The organism is Paraburkholderia phymatum, from assembly GCF_040965635.1.
In the GTDB taxonomy this organism is placed as follows: domain Bacteria; phylum Pseudomonadota; class Gammaproteobacteria; order Burkholderiales; family Burkholderiaceae; genus Paraburkholderia; species Paraburkholderia phymatum_B.
In genome coordinates, this window is the sequence record NZ_JBFRCH010000015.1 from 15,803 (window position 1) to 32,392 (window position 16,590).

General features: G+C 64.1%; 20 protein-coding genes and 1 tRNA gene. 12 read left to right on the forward strand and 9 right to left on the reverse strand.

Annotated features, from left to right (window positions below; genetic code table 11):
* The first annotated feature begins 75 nt into the window (after window positions 1-75).
* The 4 genes from ssuD to AB4Y32_RS23455 all read left to right on the forward strand — a co-directional run bounded on the left by ssuD (window position 76) and on the right by AB4Y32_RS23455 (window position 3,390).
* Window positions 76-1,233: an FMNH2-dependent alkanesulfonate monooxygenase gene (gene ssuD, locus AB4Y32_RS23440; RefSeq protein ID WP_368723633.1), complete on the forward strand. Its 1,158-nt coding sequence runs from the start codon at window positions 76-78 to the stop codon at window positions 1,231-1,233.
* 63 nt (window positions 1,234-1,296) lie between these two features.
* Complete coding sequence (ssuC, locus tag AB4Y32_RS23445) at window positions 1,297-2,121, forward strand: aliphatic sulfonate ABC transporter permease SsuC (RefSeq protein WP_368723634.1); 825 nt, start codon at window positions 1,297-1,299, stop codon at window positions 2,119-2,121.
* Window positions 2,118-3,128 (forward strand): ATP-binding cassette domain-containing protein, encoded by a 1,011-nt coding sequence (locus AB4Y32_RS23450; protein ID WP_368723635.1) that lies wholly within the window; start codon window positions 2,118-2,120, stop codon window positions 3,126-3,128. The genes ssuC and AB4Y32_RS23450 overlap by 4 nt, the downstream gene beginning before the upstream one ends.
* Before the next feature lie 46 nt (window positions 3,129-3,174).
* Window positions 3,175-3,390 (forward strand): TOBE domain-containing protein, encoded by a 216-nt coding sequence (locus AB4Y32_RS23455; protein ID WP_087739191.1) that lies wholly within the window; start codon window positions 3,175-3,177, stop codon window positions 3,388-3,390.
* Between the two features lie 106 nt (window positions 3,391-3,496).
* Here AB4Y32_RS23455 and AB4Y32_RS23460 read toward each other — a convergent pair whose 3' ends face one another.
* On the reverse strand, window positions 3,497-3,778 hold the full coding sequence (locus AB4Y32_RS23460) for a hypothetical protein (protein WP_368723636.1): 282 nt from the start codon (window positions 3,776-3,778) through the stop codon (window positions 3,497-3,499).
* A 267-nt stretch (window positions 3,779-4,045) separates the two neighbouring features.
* Here AB4Y32_RS23460 and AB4Y32_RS23465 point away from each other — a divergent pair, with 267 nt between their 5' ends.
* The gene (locus AB4Y32_RS23465) at window positions 4,046-4,246 is read left to right on the forward strand and encodes a hypothetical protein (protein WP_368723637.1); all 201 of its coding nucleotides are present in this window, start codon (window positions 4,046-4,048) and stop codon (window positions 4,244-4,246) included.
* Between the two features lie 99 nt (window positions 4,247-4,345).
* Window positions 4,346-4,597 (forward strand): hypothetical protein, encoded by a 252-nt coding sequence (locus AB4Y32_RS23470; RefSeq protein ID WP_368723638.1) that lies wholly within the window; start codon window positions 4,346-4,348, stop codon window positions 4,595-4,597.
* A 283-nt stretch (window positions 4,598-4,880) separates the two neighbouring features.
* Here AB4Y32_RS23470 and AB4Y32_RS23475 read toward each other — a convergent pair whose 3' ends face one another.
* Window positions 4,881-5,147, reverse strand: a complete 267-nt coding sequence (locus tag AB4Y32_RS23475) for a hypothetical protein (protein WP_087739188.1) — start codon at window positions 5,145-5,147, stop codon at window positions 4,881-4,883.
* Window positions 5,148-5,518: 371 nt separating this feature from the next.
* Here AB4Y32_RS23475 and dusA point away from each other — a divergent pair, with 371 nt between their 5' ends.
* A complete protein-coding gene (gene dusA / locus AB4Y32_RS23480) occupies window positions 5,519-6,520 on the forward strand; it encodes a tRNA dihydrouridine(20/20a) synthase DusA (protein WP_368723639.1) in 1,002 nt (333 codons plus the stop codon).
* 92 nt (window positions 6,521-6,612) lie between these two features.
* Window positions 6,613-6,688: transfer RNA gene (locus AB4Y32_RS23485), tRNA-His, on the forward strand.
* A gap of 139 nt (window positions 6,689-6,827) precedes the next feature.
* Here the strand turns inward: AB4Y32_RS23485 and AB4Y32_RS23490 are convergent.
* Entirely contained in the window at window positions 6,828-7,040 is a 213-nt protein-coding gene (locus AB4Y32_RS23490; RefSeq protein WP_368723640.1) for a DUF3820 family protein, read from the reverse strand.
* A gap of 55 nt (window positions 7,041-7,095) precedes the next feature.
* Window positions 7,096-8,538 carry an MFS transporter gene (locus tag AB4Y32_RS23495; RefSeq protein ID WP_368723641.1) on the reverse strand — a complete coding sequence of 481 codons (1,443 nt, stop codon included), beginning with the start codon at window positions 8,536-8,538 and terminating at the stop codon, window positions 7,096-7,098.
* A 159-nt stretch (window positions 8,539-8,697) separates the two neighbouring features.
* On the opposite strand from AB4Y32_RS23495, the gene AB4Y32_RS23500 reads away from it, so the two are divergent.
* The 3 genes from AB4Y32_RS23500 to AB4Y32_RS23510 all read left to right on the forward strand — a co-directional run bounded on the left by AB4Y32_RS23500 (window position 8,698) and on the right by AB4Y32_RS23510 (window position 11,964).
* The gene (locus AB4Y32_RS23500) at window positions 8,698-9,750 is read left to right on the forward strand and encodes an NADP(H)-dependent aldo-keto reductase (protein WP_368723642.1); all 1,053 of its coding nucleotides are present in this window, start codon (window positions 8,698-8,700) and stop codon (window positions 9,748-9,750) included.
* A gap of 407 nt (window positions 9,751-10,157) precedes the next feature.
* The gene (locus AB4Y32_RS23505) at window positions 10,158-11,216 is read left to right on the forward strand and encodes a permease (RefSeq protein ID WP_368723643.1); all 1,059 of its coding nucleotides are present in this window, start codon (window positions 10,158-10,160) and stop codon (window positions 11,214-11,216) included.
* Between the two features lie 325 nt (window positions 11,217-11,541).
* Window positions 11,542-11,964, forward strand: a complete 423-nt coding sequence (locus AB4Y32_RS23510; RefSeq protein WP_152759728.1) for a hypothetical protein — start codon at window positions 11,542-11,544, stop codon at window positions 11,962-11,964.
* 57 nt (window positions 11,965-12,021) lie between these two features.
* On the opposite strand, the gene AB4Y32_RS23515 is transcribed toward AB4Y32_RS23510, so the two are convergent.
* Both AB4Y32_RS23515 and nodI read right to left on the reverse strand, forming a co-directional pair.
* Window positions 12,022-12,849 (reverse strand): ABC transporter permease, encoded by an 828-nt coding sequence (locus tag AB4Y32_RS23515; RefSeq protein WP_368723644.1) that lies wholly within the window; start codon window positions 12,847-12,849, stop codon window positions 12,022-12,024.
* A 50-nt stretch (window positions 12,850-12,899) separates the two neighbouring features.
* Window positions 12,900-13,886, reverse strand: a complete 987-nt coding sequence (nodI, locus tag AB4Y32_RS23520) for a nodulation factor ABC transporter ATP-binding protein NodI (protein ID WP_368723749.1) — start codon at window positions 13,884-13,886, stop codon at window positions 12,900-12,902.
* Between the two features lie 187 nt (window positions 13,887-14,073).
* Between nodI and AB4Y32_RS23525 the strand changes: the two genes are divergently transcribed.
* On the forward strand, window positions 14,074-14,538 hold the full coding sequence (locus AB4Y32_RS23525) for a universal stress protein (protein WP_368723645.1): 465 nt from the start codon (window positions 14,074-14,076) through the stop codon (window positions 14,536-14,538).
* Between the two features lie 18 nt (window positions 14,539-14,556).
* On the opposite strand, the gene AB4Y32_RS23530 is transcribed toward AB4Y32_RS23525, so the two are convergent.
* From AB4Y32_RS23530 to lexA, 3 genes are all read right to left on the reverse strand, one after another.
* Window positions 14,557-15,216 (reverse strand): DUF2939 domain-containing protein, encoded by a 660-nt coding sequence (locus AB4Y32_RS23530; RefSeq protein ID WP_368723646.1) that lies wholly within the window; start codon window positions 15,214-15,216, stop codon window positions 14,557-14,559.
* A 184-nt stretch (window positions 15,217-15,400) separates the two neighbouring features.
* Window positions 15,401-15,757 carry a hypothetical protein gene (locus AB4Y32_RS23535; RefSeq protein ID WP_368723647.1) on the reverse strand — a complete coding sequence of 119 codons (357 nt, stop codon included), beginning with the start codon at window positions 15,755-15,757 and terminating at the stop codon, window positions 15,401-15,403.
* 27 nt (window positions 15,758-15,784) lie between these two features.
* A complete protein-coding gene (lexA, locus tag AB4Y32_RS23540) occupies window positions 15,785-16,435 on the reverse strand; it encodes a transcriptional repressor LexA (RefSeq protein ID WP_087735852.1) in 651 nt (216 codons plus the stop codon).
* Window positions 16,436-16,590: the final 155 nt, after the last annotated feature.

Sequence of the window (16,590 nt, forward strand, 5' to 3'; positions counted from 1 at the left end):
GAAAGCAGACGGCGATGCAACCGGCCAGATACCGGCATCGACCGACATCAACTCGAACAAACGCAGGAGCAGTCCATGAATGTGTTCTGGTTCATTCCGACTCACGGCGACAGCCGCTATCTCGGCACGTCGCAAGGCGCGCGCGCAGCCGACTACGACTACTTCCGGCAGATCGCCGTCGCCGCCGATACGCTCGGCTACGAGGGCGTGCTGCTGCCGACGGGCCGTTCGTGCGAAGACGCATGGGTCGTCGCGTCGAGCCTGATTCCCGTCACGCAACGGCTCAGGTTTCTGGTCGCGATCCGGCCGGGGATCGCGTCGCCGGGGCTGTCGGCGCGCATGGCGGCGACGTTCGACCGGCTGTCGGGCGGGCGTCTGCTGATCAACGTCGTGACGGGCGGCGATGCCGCGGAACTGGAAGGCGACGGGCTCTTCGTCGATCACGACACGCGCTACGAAATTACCGACGAATTCCTGCGCATCTGGCGCGGCCTGCTGACGAGCGCGCATGGCGGCGAAGCGATCGACTTCATCGGCAAGCATCTGAAGTCGAAGGGCGGCAAGCTGCTGTATCCGCCCGTGCAGAATCCGCATCCGCCGCTGTGGTTCGGTGGATCGTCGCCGGCTGCGCACGAGATGGCGGGCGAGCACATCGACACGTATCTGACCTGGGGCGAGCCGCCCGAAGCCGTCGCGAAGAAGATCGCGGACATTCGCGCGCGCGCCGCGCAGCATGGCCGCAAGATCAGGTTCGGCATTCGCCTGCATGTGATCGTGCGCGAGACGGAAGACGAAGCGTGGGCCGCCGCAGACAAGCTCATCAGCAAGCTCGACGACGACACGATCGCACGCGCGCAGGCCTCGTTCGCGAAGATGGATTCCGAAGGCCAGCGACGCATGGCCGCGTTGCACGGCGGCAAGCGCGGCACGCGCAAGGAGCTCGAGATCTATCCGAACCTGTGGGCGGGCGTGGGGCTCGTGCGCGGCGGCGCGGGCACGGCGCTCGTCGGCAGCCCGGAGCAGGTCGTCGCGCGCATGCAGGAATACGCGGACCTCGGCATCGAGACGTTCATCTTGTCCGGCTATCCGCATCTCGAAGAGTCGTATCGCTTCGCCGAACTCGTGTTCCCGCTGCTGCCGGGCCGCCAGCGCACGAACGCGAACGGTCCGCTGTCGGGCCCGTTCGGCGAGATCGTCGGCAACAACTATGTGCCGAAGGCGGCGCAAAGCTAAACCTGATCTAAAGCACACGGGCGATGCGTGATCGAACGCATCGCCCGCGCAAAGGAGTCGTTTATGCCGACTGTTTCCGGCAAAGACCGCACAAGCGTCACTTGCCTCACGTTCGCGCGGCTCGCGCATAAGGCTGCGCCGTGGATTGTGCCGCTCGTCATTCTCATCGCGTGGGAGCTCGCCGCGCGCAGCGGCGTGCTGTCGACGCGCGTATTGCCCGAGCCGCTCGCCGTCGTGAAGGCCGCATGGTCGCTGATCGAGTCGGGCGAAATGTGGGCCGACGTGAAGGTGAGCACGTGGCGGGCGGTGTCGGGCTTTGCGATCGGCGGCGGCATCGGCTTCGTGCTCGGGCTCGCGACGGGCCTCTTCAAGCCCGTCGATATCGCGCTCGACACGACCGTGCAGATGATCCGCAACATCCCCGCGCTCGCGATGATTCCGCTCGCGATCCTCTGGTTCGGCATCGAGGAAGAGGCGAAGGTGTTTCTCGTCGCGCTGGGCGTGTTCTTCCCGATCTACGTGAACACGTATCACGGCATTCGCTCCGTCGACGCCAATCTGATCGAAATGGCGCGCAGCTACGGCGTGAAGGGTTTTGCACTGTATCGCGACGTGATCCTGCCGGGCGCGCTGCCGTCGATTCTCGTCGGCGTGCGCTTCGCATTCGGGCTGATGTGGGTCACGCTGATCGTCGCGGAAACGATCTCCGCGCAATCGGGCATCGGCTATATGACGATGAACGCGCGCGAGTTTCTGCAAACGGATGTGGTCGTGGTCGGCATTCTGCTGTACGCGGCGCTCGGCAAGATCGCCGACATGCTCGCGAAAGGGCTCGAGCGCGCGTCGTTGCGGTGGCATCCCGCTTATCAGCAAGGAGCGAAGGCATGAGTGCAAGCACGATGACGACATCGTTCGGCAGCGCTGCGCGCGGCGATCTCGAAGCGCAACGCCCGCAGCCTCGCGCGCACGAGCACACTTCGACTGAAGCGGCGGCTGCCGCTGTCGACACTGCCGAACGCAATGCAGATGCGCTGCATGACGTGACGGACCGTTCGCGCGACGCCGAGAGGCTCGCGCTGCGCAAGACGGCGCGCGACGCGAGCGATGCGTCCGTCGAAGTGCGCGGCGTCGGCAAGCGCTACGGCGAGCGCGCGGTGCTCGCGGACTTCGATCTGTCGATCGAACGCGGCAGCTTCGTATCGATCGTCGGGCGCAGCGGCTGCGGCAAGTCCACTCTGCTGCGGCTCATTGCCGGTCTCGAAGCGCCGAGTGCGGGCACGCTCGACAAGCGCGCGCACGGCTCGCAGCCGTTCGACACGCGGATCATGTTCCAGGACGCGCGTCTCTTGCCATGGAAGACGGTGCTGCAGAACGTGATGCTCGGCCTCGGCCGTGCGTCGCGCGACGATGCGCGCGCGGTGCTCGCCGAAGTCGGTCTGCTCGAACGCGCTAACGATTGGCCCGCACAGCTGTCGGGCGGGCAGCGGCAGCGGGTCGCATTGGCGCGCGCGCTCGTGCATCGGCCGCAGCTGCTGTTGCTCGACGAACCGCTCGGCGCGCTCGATGCGTTGACCCGCATCGAAATGCACGCGCTGATCGAACGGCTGTGGCGCGAGCATCGCTTCACTGCGTTGCTCGTCACGCACGACGTGCAGGAGGCCGTCGCGCTCGGCGACCGCATTCTGCTGATCGAAGACGGCCGGATCGCGCTCGATCAGCCGGTGCCGCTCGCGCGTCCGCGCGAAAGAGCGTCGGCGGCATTCGCGAAGCTCGAAGAGCGCGTCTTGCAGCGCGTAATGAAAACGCGCGTGCCGCACGACTCCCCGGCAATCGATGCGGGCGCGACGGACGAACCCGTCAGCGTGCATCCGCGCGACGTCCGCTGGGCGGTGTGAGCGCTGGCCGCCGAAACCTCTTTATCCACTCACGGAGCCATCCGACATGAGCATTTCCGCCATCAACGTACGTAACCAGTTCAAAGGCAAAGTGAAGGAGATCATCCGGGGACCCGTCGTGTCGGAAGTCGACGTCGACACGCCGTTCGGCGTCGTCACGTCGGTGATCACGACGCGCTCGATCGACGAGCTCGAACTGAAAGTCGGTGCGGAAGTCGTCGCGCTCGTGAAGTCGACGGAGGTGTCGCTCGCCAGGTTGTGAACGCTCGAGCGTGTGATCGGCGTCGCCCGGCGAGCGCCTCGTGCGCGCCGGCGACGCGCGCCGTCCGCGCTTCCCGCGCCGGCGACGCGTGACGCGTGACGCTGCGCTATCTTGCGTTCGTCGCGCTGGCGGGCGGGTTGTGCATCATCTTGTCATTGGTCGGCTTGCGTGGCTTCTTGACGGGCATGTTGTCGGGATTGGTCGCGCTCGCGGTGCCCGACGCCGCCGGGGGCGGGGGCTTCACCATCGGCGCGCTGGATTCGGACGCCGGGTTCTGCGCGAGCGCCGTCGCCGCGACGCCTGCGGACGCCGCGAGCAAGACGGCCGCGCCGATTCTCGCCCATATCTTTCGCCCGAATGGCCTGAGCGTGTTGATCGTGTGAATCATCGTGTTCTCCATGCTGTTTCTTTTCGGCTCCGTGGCGACGCGCGTTCCAGCCTGCGCGCGGAGTGTGCCGTTCTCTTGTAGACCGCGCTCCTGCGTGGAAATTCTGCGTATTTGCGCGGGTTTCGGCCCCTTTGCATCCATTTCCGAACGCCACTTCGCATCCTGCAATCCCGGCTGGAAGTGCTAGCATGAATTCAGCGATGAATTGAGCGTCGAAGGGCGCGTCGCCAGTCGGGCGGTGCGCCGCCAGCGCGTGCGGAGGCTGCGATGACGAAGTCCCTGAGTGCGGATGCAATCGATACCTTGCGGCAACTGAACGATGTCGGGACGGGGCAGCCACCGCCTGCCGTCGAGCCCGTCGTCGAGAAGGAACTGCTGGGTGCGGGGCTGGTGGCGAAATCGTCGAAGGGCGCGGGCGTCGAAATCACTTGCGACGGCAGAAAGTACCTGTCCGGCGATTGCGACTGAGCGGCACACGGCGACGAAACAACACAGCGGACACAGCGGACAAAGCGGACAAAGCGGACAAAGCGGACAAAGCGGACAAAGCGGACAAAGGGAGGCGCGATGGAGCCGAAGGGCATCGACATGGGCGACTACCAGGAACGCTACAAGGATTTCGACATGGAGGTCGCCGTCGAGCAGGTGCTGACGGGCGTGAAGGCGCATTTTCGCGTGCTCAAGGACGATGTGGTGATGCTGGACTGGCGGCTCGTGCACATCGACCGCTTCTGGCCGACGGAGCACGCCGCCGCCGAAGCGGGCTTTCAGGCGGCGCGCGAAGCGATCAATACCGAGCTGCTTGCCGCGGGCGGATGAGCCTCAGGCATCGCATTCGAGCGCGCAAAAAGAAAGCCGGATGCTCCGTGGAGAACATCCGGCTCGACTGCACCTGCAACAACAGACTGCGTGGTACTTCCAGGGTACGGCAACTGCGTGGTACGTCCATCGATACCATCAACGGTACTTCTTGACTGCTTCGACTGCGGTACTGCCACTTCTGGAACTGCACTACAACACTACCGGGTACTGCCAGAACTGCGTACTACCTGTGCTGCGTGGTACTGCCTGCTACGAAACCAGTTGTCGACTCAGCTTCGGCTTAGTGGCCGAAGAACACCGAGCCCGGGCCCGTTTGCGGCTCATGCTTGCCGCCTTGCGACGAACCGTTTTGCACGCCGCCATAAGCGACGTTGGCTTGCTGTGCCTGTTCCGCTGCCAGCGTCTGTGCGCTCTGGCCTTGCTGCGAAGCGGGCGCGCCGGCCGTCGGGTTGTAATGCGGAGCCGGACCGTAGCCGCTTGCGAAAGCGGGGGCAGCCAGCGTGGCGGAAGCGGCGATCAGAACTGCGGCGATAAGCTTGGTCTTCATGGTGAACTCTCCGTCATATTTGATTCAGTAAGACGTTGCGTGGTGCCTGGGTCTGTTCGCAACGTCGATGGAAAGCAGTGTATACCCCTACTATCAATTCTTTGTGCCGATAATTTGAAATTACTATTCTTCGATCAGGAACAATGCTGAGACGCCCGTCCGGCGGGGATTTCGCGTGTATGCGCCCTGATAAACCAGCCTTACCGTTCAGGAAAACCTCATGTAAATCATGGGCTTCCGGGGTTGTTGCGACGCAGAACAAGGGGCGGGAGGGCGGCTTGCGGTAAAATGAGCGGTTTGCTTCTTGCGCGTTTGTCGTTCGTATTTTTTCTTCGCGTTTCCTTCGTCGTTTTCGTTCTGTCTTGCACTCCATGTCATCGAAGCCCACTGACAGTCCCCGCCGCGTGTCCGTCGCGCCGATGATGGACTGGACCGATCGCCACTGCCGCTCGTTTCACCGCACGCTGTCGCGGCACACCTGGCTGTATACGGAGATGGTGACGACGGGGGCGCTGATTCACGGCGACATCGAGCGCCATCTGGCGTTTACGGCCGACGAGGCGCCCGTCGCGTTACAGCTCGGCGGCAGCGAGCCTGACGATCTGGCGCGCTCGGCGAAGCTCGGCGAGCAATGGGGCTACGACGAGATCAATCTGAATTGCGGCTGCCCGTCGGAACGCGTGCAGCGCGGCGCATTCGGTGCGTGTCTGATGAACGAGCCGCAACTCGTCGCCGATTGCGTGAAAGCGATGCGCGATGTGGTGTCGGTGCCCGTGACGGTGAAGCACCGGATCGGCGTCGATGCGGTGGACGACTACGCGTTCGTGCGCGACTTCGTCGGCACGATTGCCGAGGCCGGCTGCGACGTGTTCATCGTGCACGCGCGCAATGCGATCCTCAAAGGGCTGAGCCCGAAAGAGAATCGTGAGATTCCGCCGCTCAAATATGACTACGCGCATCGGTTGAAGCGGGACTTTCCGCAACTCGAGATCATCATCAACGGCGGCATCAAGACGCTCGACGAAGTCGACGCGCATCTACAGCACGTCGATGGCGTGATGCTGGGGCGTGAGGCGTATCACAACCCGTACGTGCTCGCGGACGTCGACGCGCGTTTCTACGGCTCGACGCAACCTGCGCCGACACGCGAGGAAGCGGAAGCGAAGCTGATCGAATACTGCCGCGCCGAGCTTGCGCGCGGCACGTATCCCGGCGCGATCGTGCGTCACGCGCTGGGGCTGTATCGCGGCGTCGCGGGTTCGCGTGGATGGCGGCGCGTGTTATCGGACAGCAAAAAGCTGGCGGCGCGCGATCTTGCGATTTTTGACGAGGCGCGACAGCATTTGCGCGAGCCAAGCGAAATGTTTGAATAAAGGGCTTTGCAAATACGATTCGTGTTTGTATAATCTCGCTTCTTCGTTGCTGAGCGGCGTTCTTCGGCAAGCGACGGAGGTGTAGGGCAGTGGTGGCTGTAGCTCAGTTGGTAGAGTCCAGGATTGTGATTCCTGTCGTCGTGGGTTCGAGTCCCATCAGCCACCCCAGAGAATTCAGCGGCATCGAGAAACGGCACGGCGAAAATCGCGGTGCCGTTTTTGTTTTGGGGTTCATGGTTTTCGGGGCCCGTCGCATTCGATTCAGCGCATCGAACGATTCAGCGCTCTTCACAAGTGCGAGCGCAATTCACTTCTTCCTCAACGGCTCCAGCAAGCTCTTCAAGCCGTTGTGATCGATTTCATGCATCAACGCGAGTAGCCGCCCGATTTCGTCGGGCGGAAATCCTTCGCGTGCGAACCAGTTGAGGTAATGTCCCGGCAGATCGGCGATCACGCGCCCTTTGTATTTGCCATACGGCATCACACGCGTCACAAGCAATTCAAACTGTTCGACATTCATCGCCAAATCGCATTCAAACAAAGATAAAGATAAAGATAAAGATAAAGCACACCGCTTACGTCCGCTTCCGCCGATGCCCGCTGACATGCGCGCCCGCATCGCGCTCGAGACCGAACACATCGAGAATTGCGAACAGCCCGACGACGGCCACCAGCAGGAACGCGACGCTGAAATCGGCCGCCGTCACCGACCGTGTGTCGTGTCCATGCAGCCACGCGGCGAGCCGCATCGCGATCGCGCCGAGCGCGACGCCCATGCCCATCGTCATCTGCGTGAGCGTGCTCGATAGCGTCGACGCGCCGCTCATCTGCGGCTTCGGCACATCGGCGAAGCTGAGCGTATTGACGGCCGTGAACTGCAGCGAGCGTGACAGGCCGCTCGCGAACAGCACGATACCCGTCAGCACGAGAGGCGTCGAGGCCGTCAGCAAACTCATCGCCGCGATGCTCAGCGCCGCGAGCGCGCCATTGACGAGCAGCACCTGCCGAAAACCGAAGCGCCGCATCACGGGCGTCGTCACGAGCTTCATCGACAGATTTCCCGCGAATACCACGAGCGTCAGCAGGCCCGACTGGAACGCATTCATCCCGAAGCCCAACTGAAACATCAGCGGCAGCAGAAACGGCACCGCGCTGATCGACACGCGAAAGAGCGATCCGCCGCCCATCGCGACGGCGAACGTCTTCACGCGAAACGCCGACAGATCGACGACGGGATGCGGACTGCGGCGCAGATGAAGCAGTGCGGCCGCGCCCGCCGCGAGGCCGCCCGCGAGAAACGTGAGTGCTTCGCGCCACGGCCCGTCCGAGCGGCCGAGCAGTTCCATCGCGTACATGACGGCCGTGCCCGACGTGCCGCACAGCACGAAGCCGGCGCTGTCGAACGGGCGCTTCTGCGTGTCGCGCCGCGCGCCGATGAAGCGCCACGCGAGCACGATGCCGACGATGCCGAGCGGCAGATTCAGATAGAAGATCCAGCGCCACGACGAGTAAGTCGTGATGAAGCCGCCGAGCGGCGGTCCGATGACGGGCGCGACGAGCCCCGGCCACGTGATGATCGAAATCGCGCGCATCAGATCGTCTTTGGGCGTCGCGCGCAAAACGGCGAGACGTCCGACAGGCACCATCATCGCGCCGCCGATGCCTTGCACGATGCGCGCCCCCGTGAATTCGACGAGCCCGTTGGTCATCCCGCACACGACGGACGCCGCCGTGAACACCGCGAGCGCCGCCGTGAACACGTTGCGCACGCCGAAGCGGTCGGCGGCCCAGCCGCTGATCGGAATGAACACGGCGAGCGTCAGCAGATACGATGTGATGCCGATCGACAGATCGACGGCATGCACGCCAAACGAGCGCGCCATCTGCGGCAACGCGGTGGCGATGATCGTGCCGTCGAGGTTCTCCATGAAGAACGCCGCGGCGACGAGCGTGACGATCAGCGACTGCCGGCTATCCGCACGGCCGGATCGCGCAGTCGGCGCATCTGACATCGACATGACACTCCGAAGGTTGTAAGCGCATCGAAACCGGCCGCATCGCGCCGCGGCCAACCGACATTCTAGCCACGCACGCGTTTTGCGCGGACGTGGTAATTTCGCCCCTTGCCGTTTTGTCATCCGACAAGACCAGCATTAAAGGAAGAGGGGAACAGTTCGATGGAATACCGCAGACTCGGCGATACGGATGTGCAGGTCAGCCTGATCGGTCTCGGCACGATGACGTGGGGCGAGCAGAACACGGAACGCGACGCGCACGCGCAGATCGACTATGCGCTCGACCAGGGCATCACGCTGATCGACACCGCCGAAATGTACCCCGTGCCGCCGCGCGCTGAAACGCAGGGCTCGACGGAGCGCTACATCGGCACATGGATCGCGCAGCATCGCAGCGCGCGCGACAGGATCGTGCTCGCGACGAAGATCGCCGGCCCCGCGCGCCAGCCGCACAACCCGCGTCACATTCGCGGCGAGGGCAACCAGTTCGATCGCAAGAATCTCACCGAGGCGCTGCACGACAGCCTCAAGCGCCTGCAAACGGACTACGTCGACCTGTATCAGCTGCACTGGCCCGATCGCAGCACGATGACGTTCGGCCGCCCCGCGTATCCGTGGATCGACGATGCGTACACCGTGCCCATCGAAGAGACGCTTTCCGTGCTCGCCGACTTCGTGAAGGAAGGCAAGGTGCGTCACATCGGTGTGTCGAACGAAACGCCATGGGGCGTCGCGCAGTTCCTGCGCGCGTCGGAGAAGCTCGGCTTGCCGCGCATCGTATCGATCCAGAATCCGTACAGCCTGCTGAACCGCACGTTCGAGGCGGGGCTTTCGGAGTTCTCGCATCGCGAGCATGTCGGTCTGCTCGCGTATTCGCCACTCGCGTTCGGCTGGCTGTCGGGCAAGTACGAAGGCGGCGCGCGTCCTGCGGGCGCGCGCATCTCGCTGTTCGAGCGCTTCCAGCGCTATAGCAAGCCGCAAGCCATCCAGGCGACGTCGCGTTACGTCGAGCTGGCGAAGCGCCACGGCCTGTCGCCCGCGCAATTCGCGCTCGCGTTCGTCAACAGCCGGCCGTTCGTGACGAGCAATCTGATCGGCGCGACGTCGCTCGATCAGCTGAAGGAGAACATCGCGAGCGTCGATGTGAAGCTGTCGCCCGAAGCGCTCGCCGAGATCGACGCGCTGCACGAACTGCAGCCGAATCCGGCGCCCTGAGCGCTTCGCTTCGCTTCGTTTAGTGCACCGCGGCATGCGTGCCGCGGCGCGCTCATCGGGCGACCGCATGGCAAGTGCAAAGGGCAACGCGCGCGGCAATGTTTCCTGACAAGACACATGCGCCGGCACATCGCCGTGCAAACTCGCGTAGGATAGCGCGCTTACACATTTTCGAGCGCTTTCAGGCGCTTTCGCGACTCCGGCCGTCACACCGGCCGCCGCATCCGACCTCCGTTCGACAGCCAGTCAGCCACCTACGCGCTCCGCGTGACGTGCGCGACCCCGCGCACCCATTCCTGTGCATGGGCCGCGTGGGGCATACAATGCACGATGCTGACCTTGCATGCGCCGAACGGACAGGCAACGGCGCGACATTCAAGCGAAATCCAAGCGAACCGACCACGACGATGAATACCTCGCGCTCCACCACTTCGATCGCCACCTCGACCTGGCCGATTTTCGTGCTGCTCGCCATTGCCGGGCTTTTCTACGTCAAATGGTTTCCGTATTACAACCGCGCGTTCACCGCGGCTTCGACGCATTCGATCGGCGCGTCGATCCTGATGGGCAGCGCGACGAGCCCGCCCGCGCCGTCGTGGCACGCCGCGCTTGGCTACGCGCTCGCCTACGGCAAGGCGATCTGGCAGGCGATGGTGCTCGGCCTGTTGCTCGGCTCGGCCGTGCAGGCGTTGTTGCCCGCGCACTGGGTCGCGCGCCTGCTCGGCAAGACGGGGTTCGGCAGCGTCGCGGCAGGCGGCTTGCTCTCGTTGCCCGGCATGATGTGCACGTGCTGCGCGGCGCCCGTCGTCGCCGGATTGCGCGAGCGGCAGGCATCGCCGGGCGGCGCGATCGCGTTCTGGCTCGGCAACTCGGTGCTGAATCCGGCGACGCTCGTCTTCATGGGCTTCGTGCTCGGCTGGCAGTGGACAGGGCTGCGCATCGTGCTCGGCGCGGCGATGGTGTTCGGGCTCGGCTATCTGGTGAACCGCCTCGTCACGCCCGTCGAAGCGCAAGCGGCCGACGCGCGCCTCATCGAGCTCGTCGACGAGCAGCGCTCGGGCAGTCCGTTCGTCCGCTGGGTCACGATCTTCGTGCGGATGGCCGTGCGCCTCGTGCCGGAATACATCGTGCTCGTCCTGCTGCTCGGCGCGGCGCGTGCGTGGCTGTTCCCGCATGTCAGCCCGGAGATCGGCAACGACTTCGTGTGGATCGTCGCGCTGGCCGTCGCCGGCATGCTGTTCGTGATCCCGACGGCGGGCGAAGTACCCATCATTCAGGCGATGCTGTCGCTCGGCATGGGCGTCGGCCCCGCCGGCGCGCTGCTGATGACGCTGCCGCCCATCAGCGTGCCGTCGCTGGCGATGCTCGCGCGCTCGTTCCGTCCGCGCGTGCTGACGATCGTGGCCGTTTCGGTGGTCGGGTTCGGCATCGTCGGCGGGCTGCTGGCCGTGGCATTGCGGTTCTGACGAATCGCTTGCCGCCAAACCCGTCGTCGTAGTGCCGAATCTCGACCTAAACTGGGAAACAGGGACGAGCTGGCGCGCATTCTGCTGCACGGTAAAGCACGTAGGGCGCGCGCCGAGTGGTACGATGGCGTTCCTTGAAGCTGGCTAGCATGCCAATGCGCGTCAACGTGCGGCAACGGCGCGATAGTCGCGTGTCGATCGTGTGGCAAATCGCGTGGCAATTCGTGCGGCAGATCGCGTGGCAATTCGTGCGGCAGATCGCGCCGCATTGCAGCGCACCAGCAACGCGGTGAAGAACCGCCAATCAGCCAATCCAGGACATCGCATGGCCCAACAAAAGACCAATCCGAAACTCGAGCAGGCGCTGACGCGCGGGGATCTCGCCATCCGTCAGGCCAACTCGGCGCGCGCGACGGCAGTGCTGCGTGCACTGGGCAAGATGATCATCGACGCATCGGCGACGATCGGCGTCGAGGCGCACACGTCGATTCCCGACGGCGACCGGATTTACGATCCCGTCGACGGTCTGTGGCCGCAGGCGTTGCTGGTCTCGCTCGATGGCCCCGTCGAAGAAGCCGACCCCGAAGAGTTGCGCACGATCCGCCTGCGCTCCGATGATCCGGGCACGATGTTTCGCGTCGAGTGGCATCGCGCGGACGGCAAGATCGGACGTCAGGAAGGCGGCCCGTTCGCGACCGTCGAATTCATCTCCGACGTCGACGTGCCGTGGTCGGACGACGAAGAGTGATCTGATTCGATCTGCCGAGGGCGCCGCGCGCGGGTGAATATCTTGTGCGCGGCGCCCTCAGCGCATCATCCGTCGGCGGAACAGCACGGCCGACACGCAGAACGGCACCACCACATACGCGGCCAGCACGGCCACATGCAATGCGGCATCGTCGAGCGGACGCGCAAGCATCGCCGACCGGATCAGGGCCACCGCATGCTCGAGCGGCAGCAGTTGCGCCGCCAGTTGCGCGGCGGGCGGCAACTGCGAGAGCGGAAAGAACACGCCCGATAGCAGCAGCATCGGCGTCAACACCAGCGTCTGATAAAACATGAAGAAATCGTACGACGGCGCGAGCGCTGTCACGATCATCGCGGTGCTGGCGAACGCGAGACCCGCAAGCACGATGACGGGCAGCGCGAACAGCATCGACGGAAAGCTCGCGTAACCGAGCGCGCCCGCCACCAGCATGATCGCGACGCCGGACAGCACGGCCTTGCTGCCCGCCCAGACGACCTCGCCGAGCACGATGTCGCCGAGCGTGAGCGGCGTGTGCATGATCGCCTCCCACGTGCGCTGCACGTGCATCCGCGAAAAGCCCGAATACATCGATTCGAAGCTCGCCGACATCATCACGCTCGACGCGACCGTGCCCGCCGCGAGAAACGCGATGTACGACACGCCGTCGACATGCCCGACCATCAGCCCGAGCCCGAAGCCGAGCCCGAACAGATAGATCATCGGATCGGCGAGGTTGCCGAACATCGACGCGAGCGCGAGCTTGCGCCACACGAGATAATTGCGCCGCCACACGGCGATCCAGTTGACGGCGTTCGCCGGTAACGCGGGGAAGCGCCCGCGCGTCGGCTCGGTGTGTCCGGAGGTGTCGTACGTACGTGCGTCCATTGTCGTGGTGTCGCTTGCTTATGCGTTACGTTGCGATTGGTGCGTGAGCGTCAATCCTGCATCTCGCGGCCGGTGAGTCGCAAAAACACGTCTTCGAGATTCGCCGGCCGGTGCAGGTAACGCAGCCCCGCGCGCTGCTTCAGTCGCGCGTGGACCGGCTGCGGATCGTCGACATAGCAGAAGAGCGTCTCGCCGCTGATTTCCGTGCGCACCGAGAACGGCGCCAGTTCGTCGCGCAGTGCGATGGGATCGGGGCCGTACACCTCGATCACGTCGCAGCCTATTTCGGAAGCAATCAGTTCATTCGGCGCGCCTTCCGCGATCTTGCGTCCTTCTTCGATCACGCATAGCCGGTGACACAGACGCTCCGCCTCTTCCATGAAGTGCGTAGTGAGCAGAATCGTCTTGCCGCGTCCGAGCAGCGAACGCAGACGCTCCCAGATCAGATGGCGCGCTTGCGGATCGAGGCCTGTGGTCGGCTCGTCCATGATGAGCACATCGGGATCGTTGATGAGCGCGCGCGCGAGCGTGAGACGCCGCTTCATGCCGCCCGACAGTTCGCCGACGCGTGCATCCGCCTTGCTCTCCAGCCGCGCGAATTCGAGCAGCGGCGGCACCATCTTTCGGCACTTCGCGGAGGACAGACCGAAGTAGCGGCCGAAGACGAGCAGGTTTTCGCGGACCGTGAAGTCGGGATCGAGATTGTCGAATTGCGGCACGACGCCGACGCGTGCGCGCGCAAAACGCGAGCGGCCAGGAATCGGTTCGCCGCATAGCCGGATCGTGCCGGCGTCGGGCGCGGCGATGCCGAGCAGCATGCGCAGCGTCGTCGTCTTGCCTGCGCCATTGGGACCCAGCAGTCCGAAACATTCGCCGGCGCGTACGTGAAACGACAAGCCGTCGACGACGGCTTTGCCGCCATAGCGCTTCTCGACGCGAAGAAACTCGATTGCAGCTTCAGACATACGAAGACGAGTGCTCCATGTGTGTGCGCGAACGCCGCACGATGTGGTGCAAAGCGCAAGCTGGCTGCCTATTTTAGGGCATCGGGCTTTTCGCGTTTGGCGCGCGGATACGCATCGCTTGCGGCGCGTTGCCATCTTGCGGCGCGTCATGCCCGACTGCGCGCTGCCACGCACTTAGCGTTTTCCATCCCTTGCATGTCGAATTGCGGCGCACCATGATGCACGAGAGACCGCGATAGTCGCGGAAGGGGGAAGCGAAATGGCGAGCTACAAGAAGATTCTGCTGTGCTACGACGGCTCGCGCGAAGGCCGCAAGGCGCTGCGTTGCGGCGCGGATCTGGCGCTCGATCTGCAGGCGGAAACGCATCTGCTGTCGGTCGTGGACATGCGTTCGAGCATTGCGCAAAGCGCAGGCCTGCTGACGGATGTTGCATGCGGCAGCTTCGAGAAGACGGCACGCGAGATATTGCAGGAAGGCGTCGACTGGCTCACGGAGCGCGGCGTGCGGGCGACGGGACATTTCGCGTTCGGTCATCCCATCGACGAAATCGCGTCGCTCGCCGACGAGTTGCACGTCGATCTCGTCGTCGTCGGGCATCGCTGCCGCACGGGGTTGTCGCGCTGGTGGATGGGCGCGGGCAACACGCCGCTGCTCGATCGCGTGTCGTGCAGCATTCTCGTTGCGTGCTCGTCGCCTGCCGAAGAGGCGCAAGCGGCAGCCTGAAGCGCCGCTTGCAGCGCGTCAGCCGCTCAGATCGACGGCTGACAGCTTCCAGTTGATAAGTCCCTGGCGACGGAAGATCGCGGAATAGCGCGTATCGCCGACGCCATGCCGATACGTGACGACGAACTCGTTGATACCGCGATAGGTCGCGCTGGTTTCCGGTGGTTGAGGCGGGGGCGAGCCGTTGGCTGCATTGTTGGCTGCGTTATTGGCTGCGCTTGAGCCCGGCGCGGGATGCTGCGCTGAATGGTCGGGCGGCGCGGCGGACGACGCAGCGGGCGGCGGGGGCGGGCGCTCGCCCGGCTCGCCGCGCGGCGGTATGCCGTTGAGCAATGCCGCGACGCCATCGGGTGTCGCATACGCGTCGACGAGCGGACCGATCAGCGCCACGCCGATCATCGCGCCGATCGCGGCAAGCGGATTGCCGTTGTGCCGCACATCGAGCCGGCGCGTCAGTAGTCCCGTCACCTGCAGCTTCAGACTTTCACGCAGCGCCGGATAATCGACGTACTCGTTGACAGTTTCGACGTCGCGCGCATCGGCGGCACGTTTTAGTCGGTCGAGCGCGATATACGGCGACGCGTACGTGAAGCCCAACGCGGCGACGATGACGATCACGATCAGCGTGATCAGCAGCGGTCGGCTTACCCGGCCTTTCATGCGTACCAGACCAGCCATTGAGCGGGCTCTCCGTTTTCAGTGTCGATCTGATGTGGACCCGATCGGCGTCAAAACGATCCCGCAAGTTGAACGTTCGAGTGCGTGTTCTGCGGTTTTAGCGCCGTACGCTAGTGACGTTTCGACGAAGCTCGCGATGGTCATGCATCAGCGAGCGATTACCCGACAACGTCACTTGCGCGCATCAAGCCGCTTGCCTCGCCAGACGATTGTCTTCCTCGGCAATCGCGTGATCGATCATCCGGCACACGGCTTCCATCGTGCCGACCATGATCGTGCGCGACGGACCGTGATAGACCCGCACCGGCGCGCGCCTCGCGGGCTCCGCATTGAGCGCGGAGTTCAGCGACACGCGCGCGAACGCCGGTTGCGCGGACAGGAGCGGCTGAGGTTCTTCATCGAACAGCGATGCCGTGCGGCCCTTGATGCTCGATGCGGCATTCGACGCCAGCGTGGCGAGCGGCTCGCAAGGGACGAGGCTGCGCAGATGACGCAGACGGCCGAACTGGCGAAAAGGCAGCAAGCGGGCAAGACGGTCCATGAGTCTCTCCAGACAGTGTTCAGATAATTAGAATTCCGTCGGCCGGATCAGCCCGACCGCGATGCCTTCGAGCGCGAACTCCGCGCTGCCGGCCTGAACAAAAATATTTTCGTAATCGGGGTTCTCGGCGATCAATTCGATGCCGTTCGGACGACGTTTCAGGCGCTTCACGGTCACGTCGTCGCCCAGACGCGCGACGATGATCTGGCCATCTTTCGCTTCGCTCTTTTTCTGCACCGCGAGCAGGTCGCCGTCGAAGATGCCGGCGTCGCGCATCGACAGGCCGCGCACTTTCAGCAGGTAGTCGGGCTTGCTCGAGAAGAGCGCCGGGTCGCAGGTGAAGGTCTGCGAAATATGTTCTTGCGCGAGGATCGGGCTACCCGCCGCGACACGGCCGATCAGCGGCAGCGACAACTGCATGATGCTCGCGTGCGGCAGCGTGAATTGATGCGGCGAGTCGTCCGAGCCCGCGATGAGCCGGATGCCGCGCGACGCACCTGCCGCCAGTTCGATCACGCCTTTGCGCGCCAATGCCCTCAGATGCTCTTCCGCCGAGTTGGCAGAGCTGAAGCCGAGTTCCGCCGCGATTTCGGCGCGGGTGGGCGGAAAGCCCGTGCGCTCGATGGCGCGGCGGATCAGATCGAAAACCTGCTGCTGTCGTGCGGTGAGTTTGGTCATGGCGCCACTGTATGGATAGACAGGTGACTGTATTTTTATACAGTATTCGGCGCATTTCAAGCTTTACTTTAAGTTCGTCGCGACGGGTGACGTGCGAGCGCCGGAAATCGGCGTTTTGACAGCGCGCCTGTCGTCCGGGCGAACGGCAAGCGGTT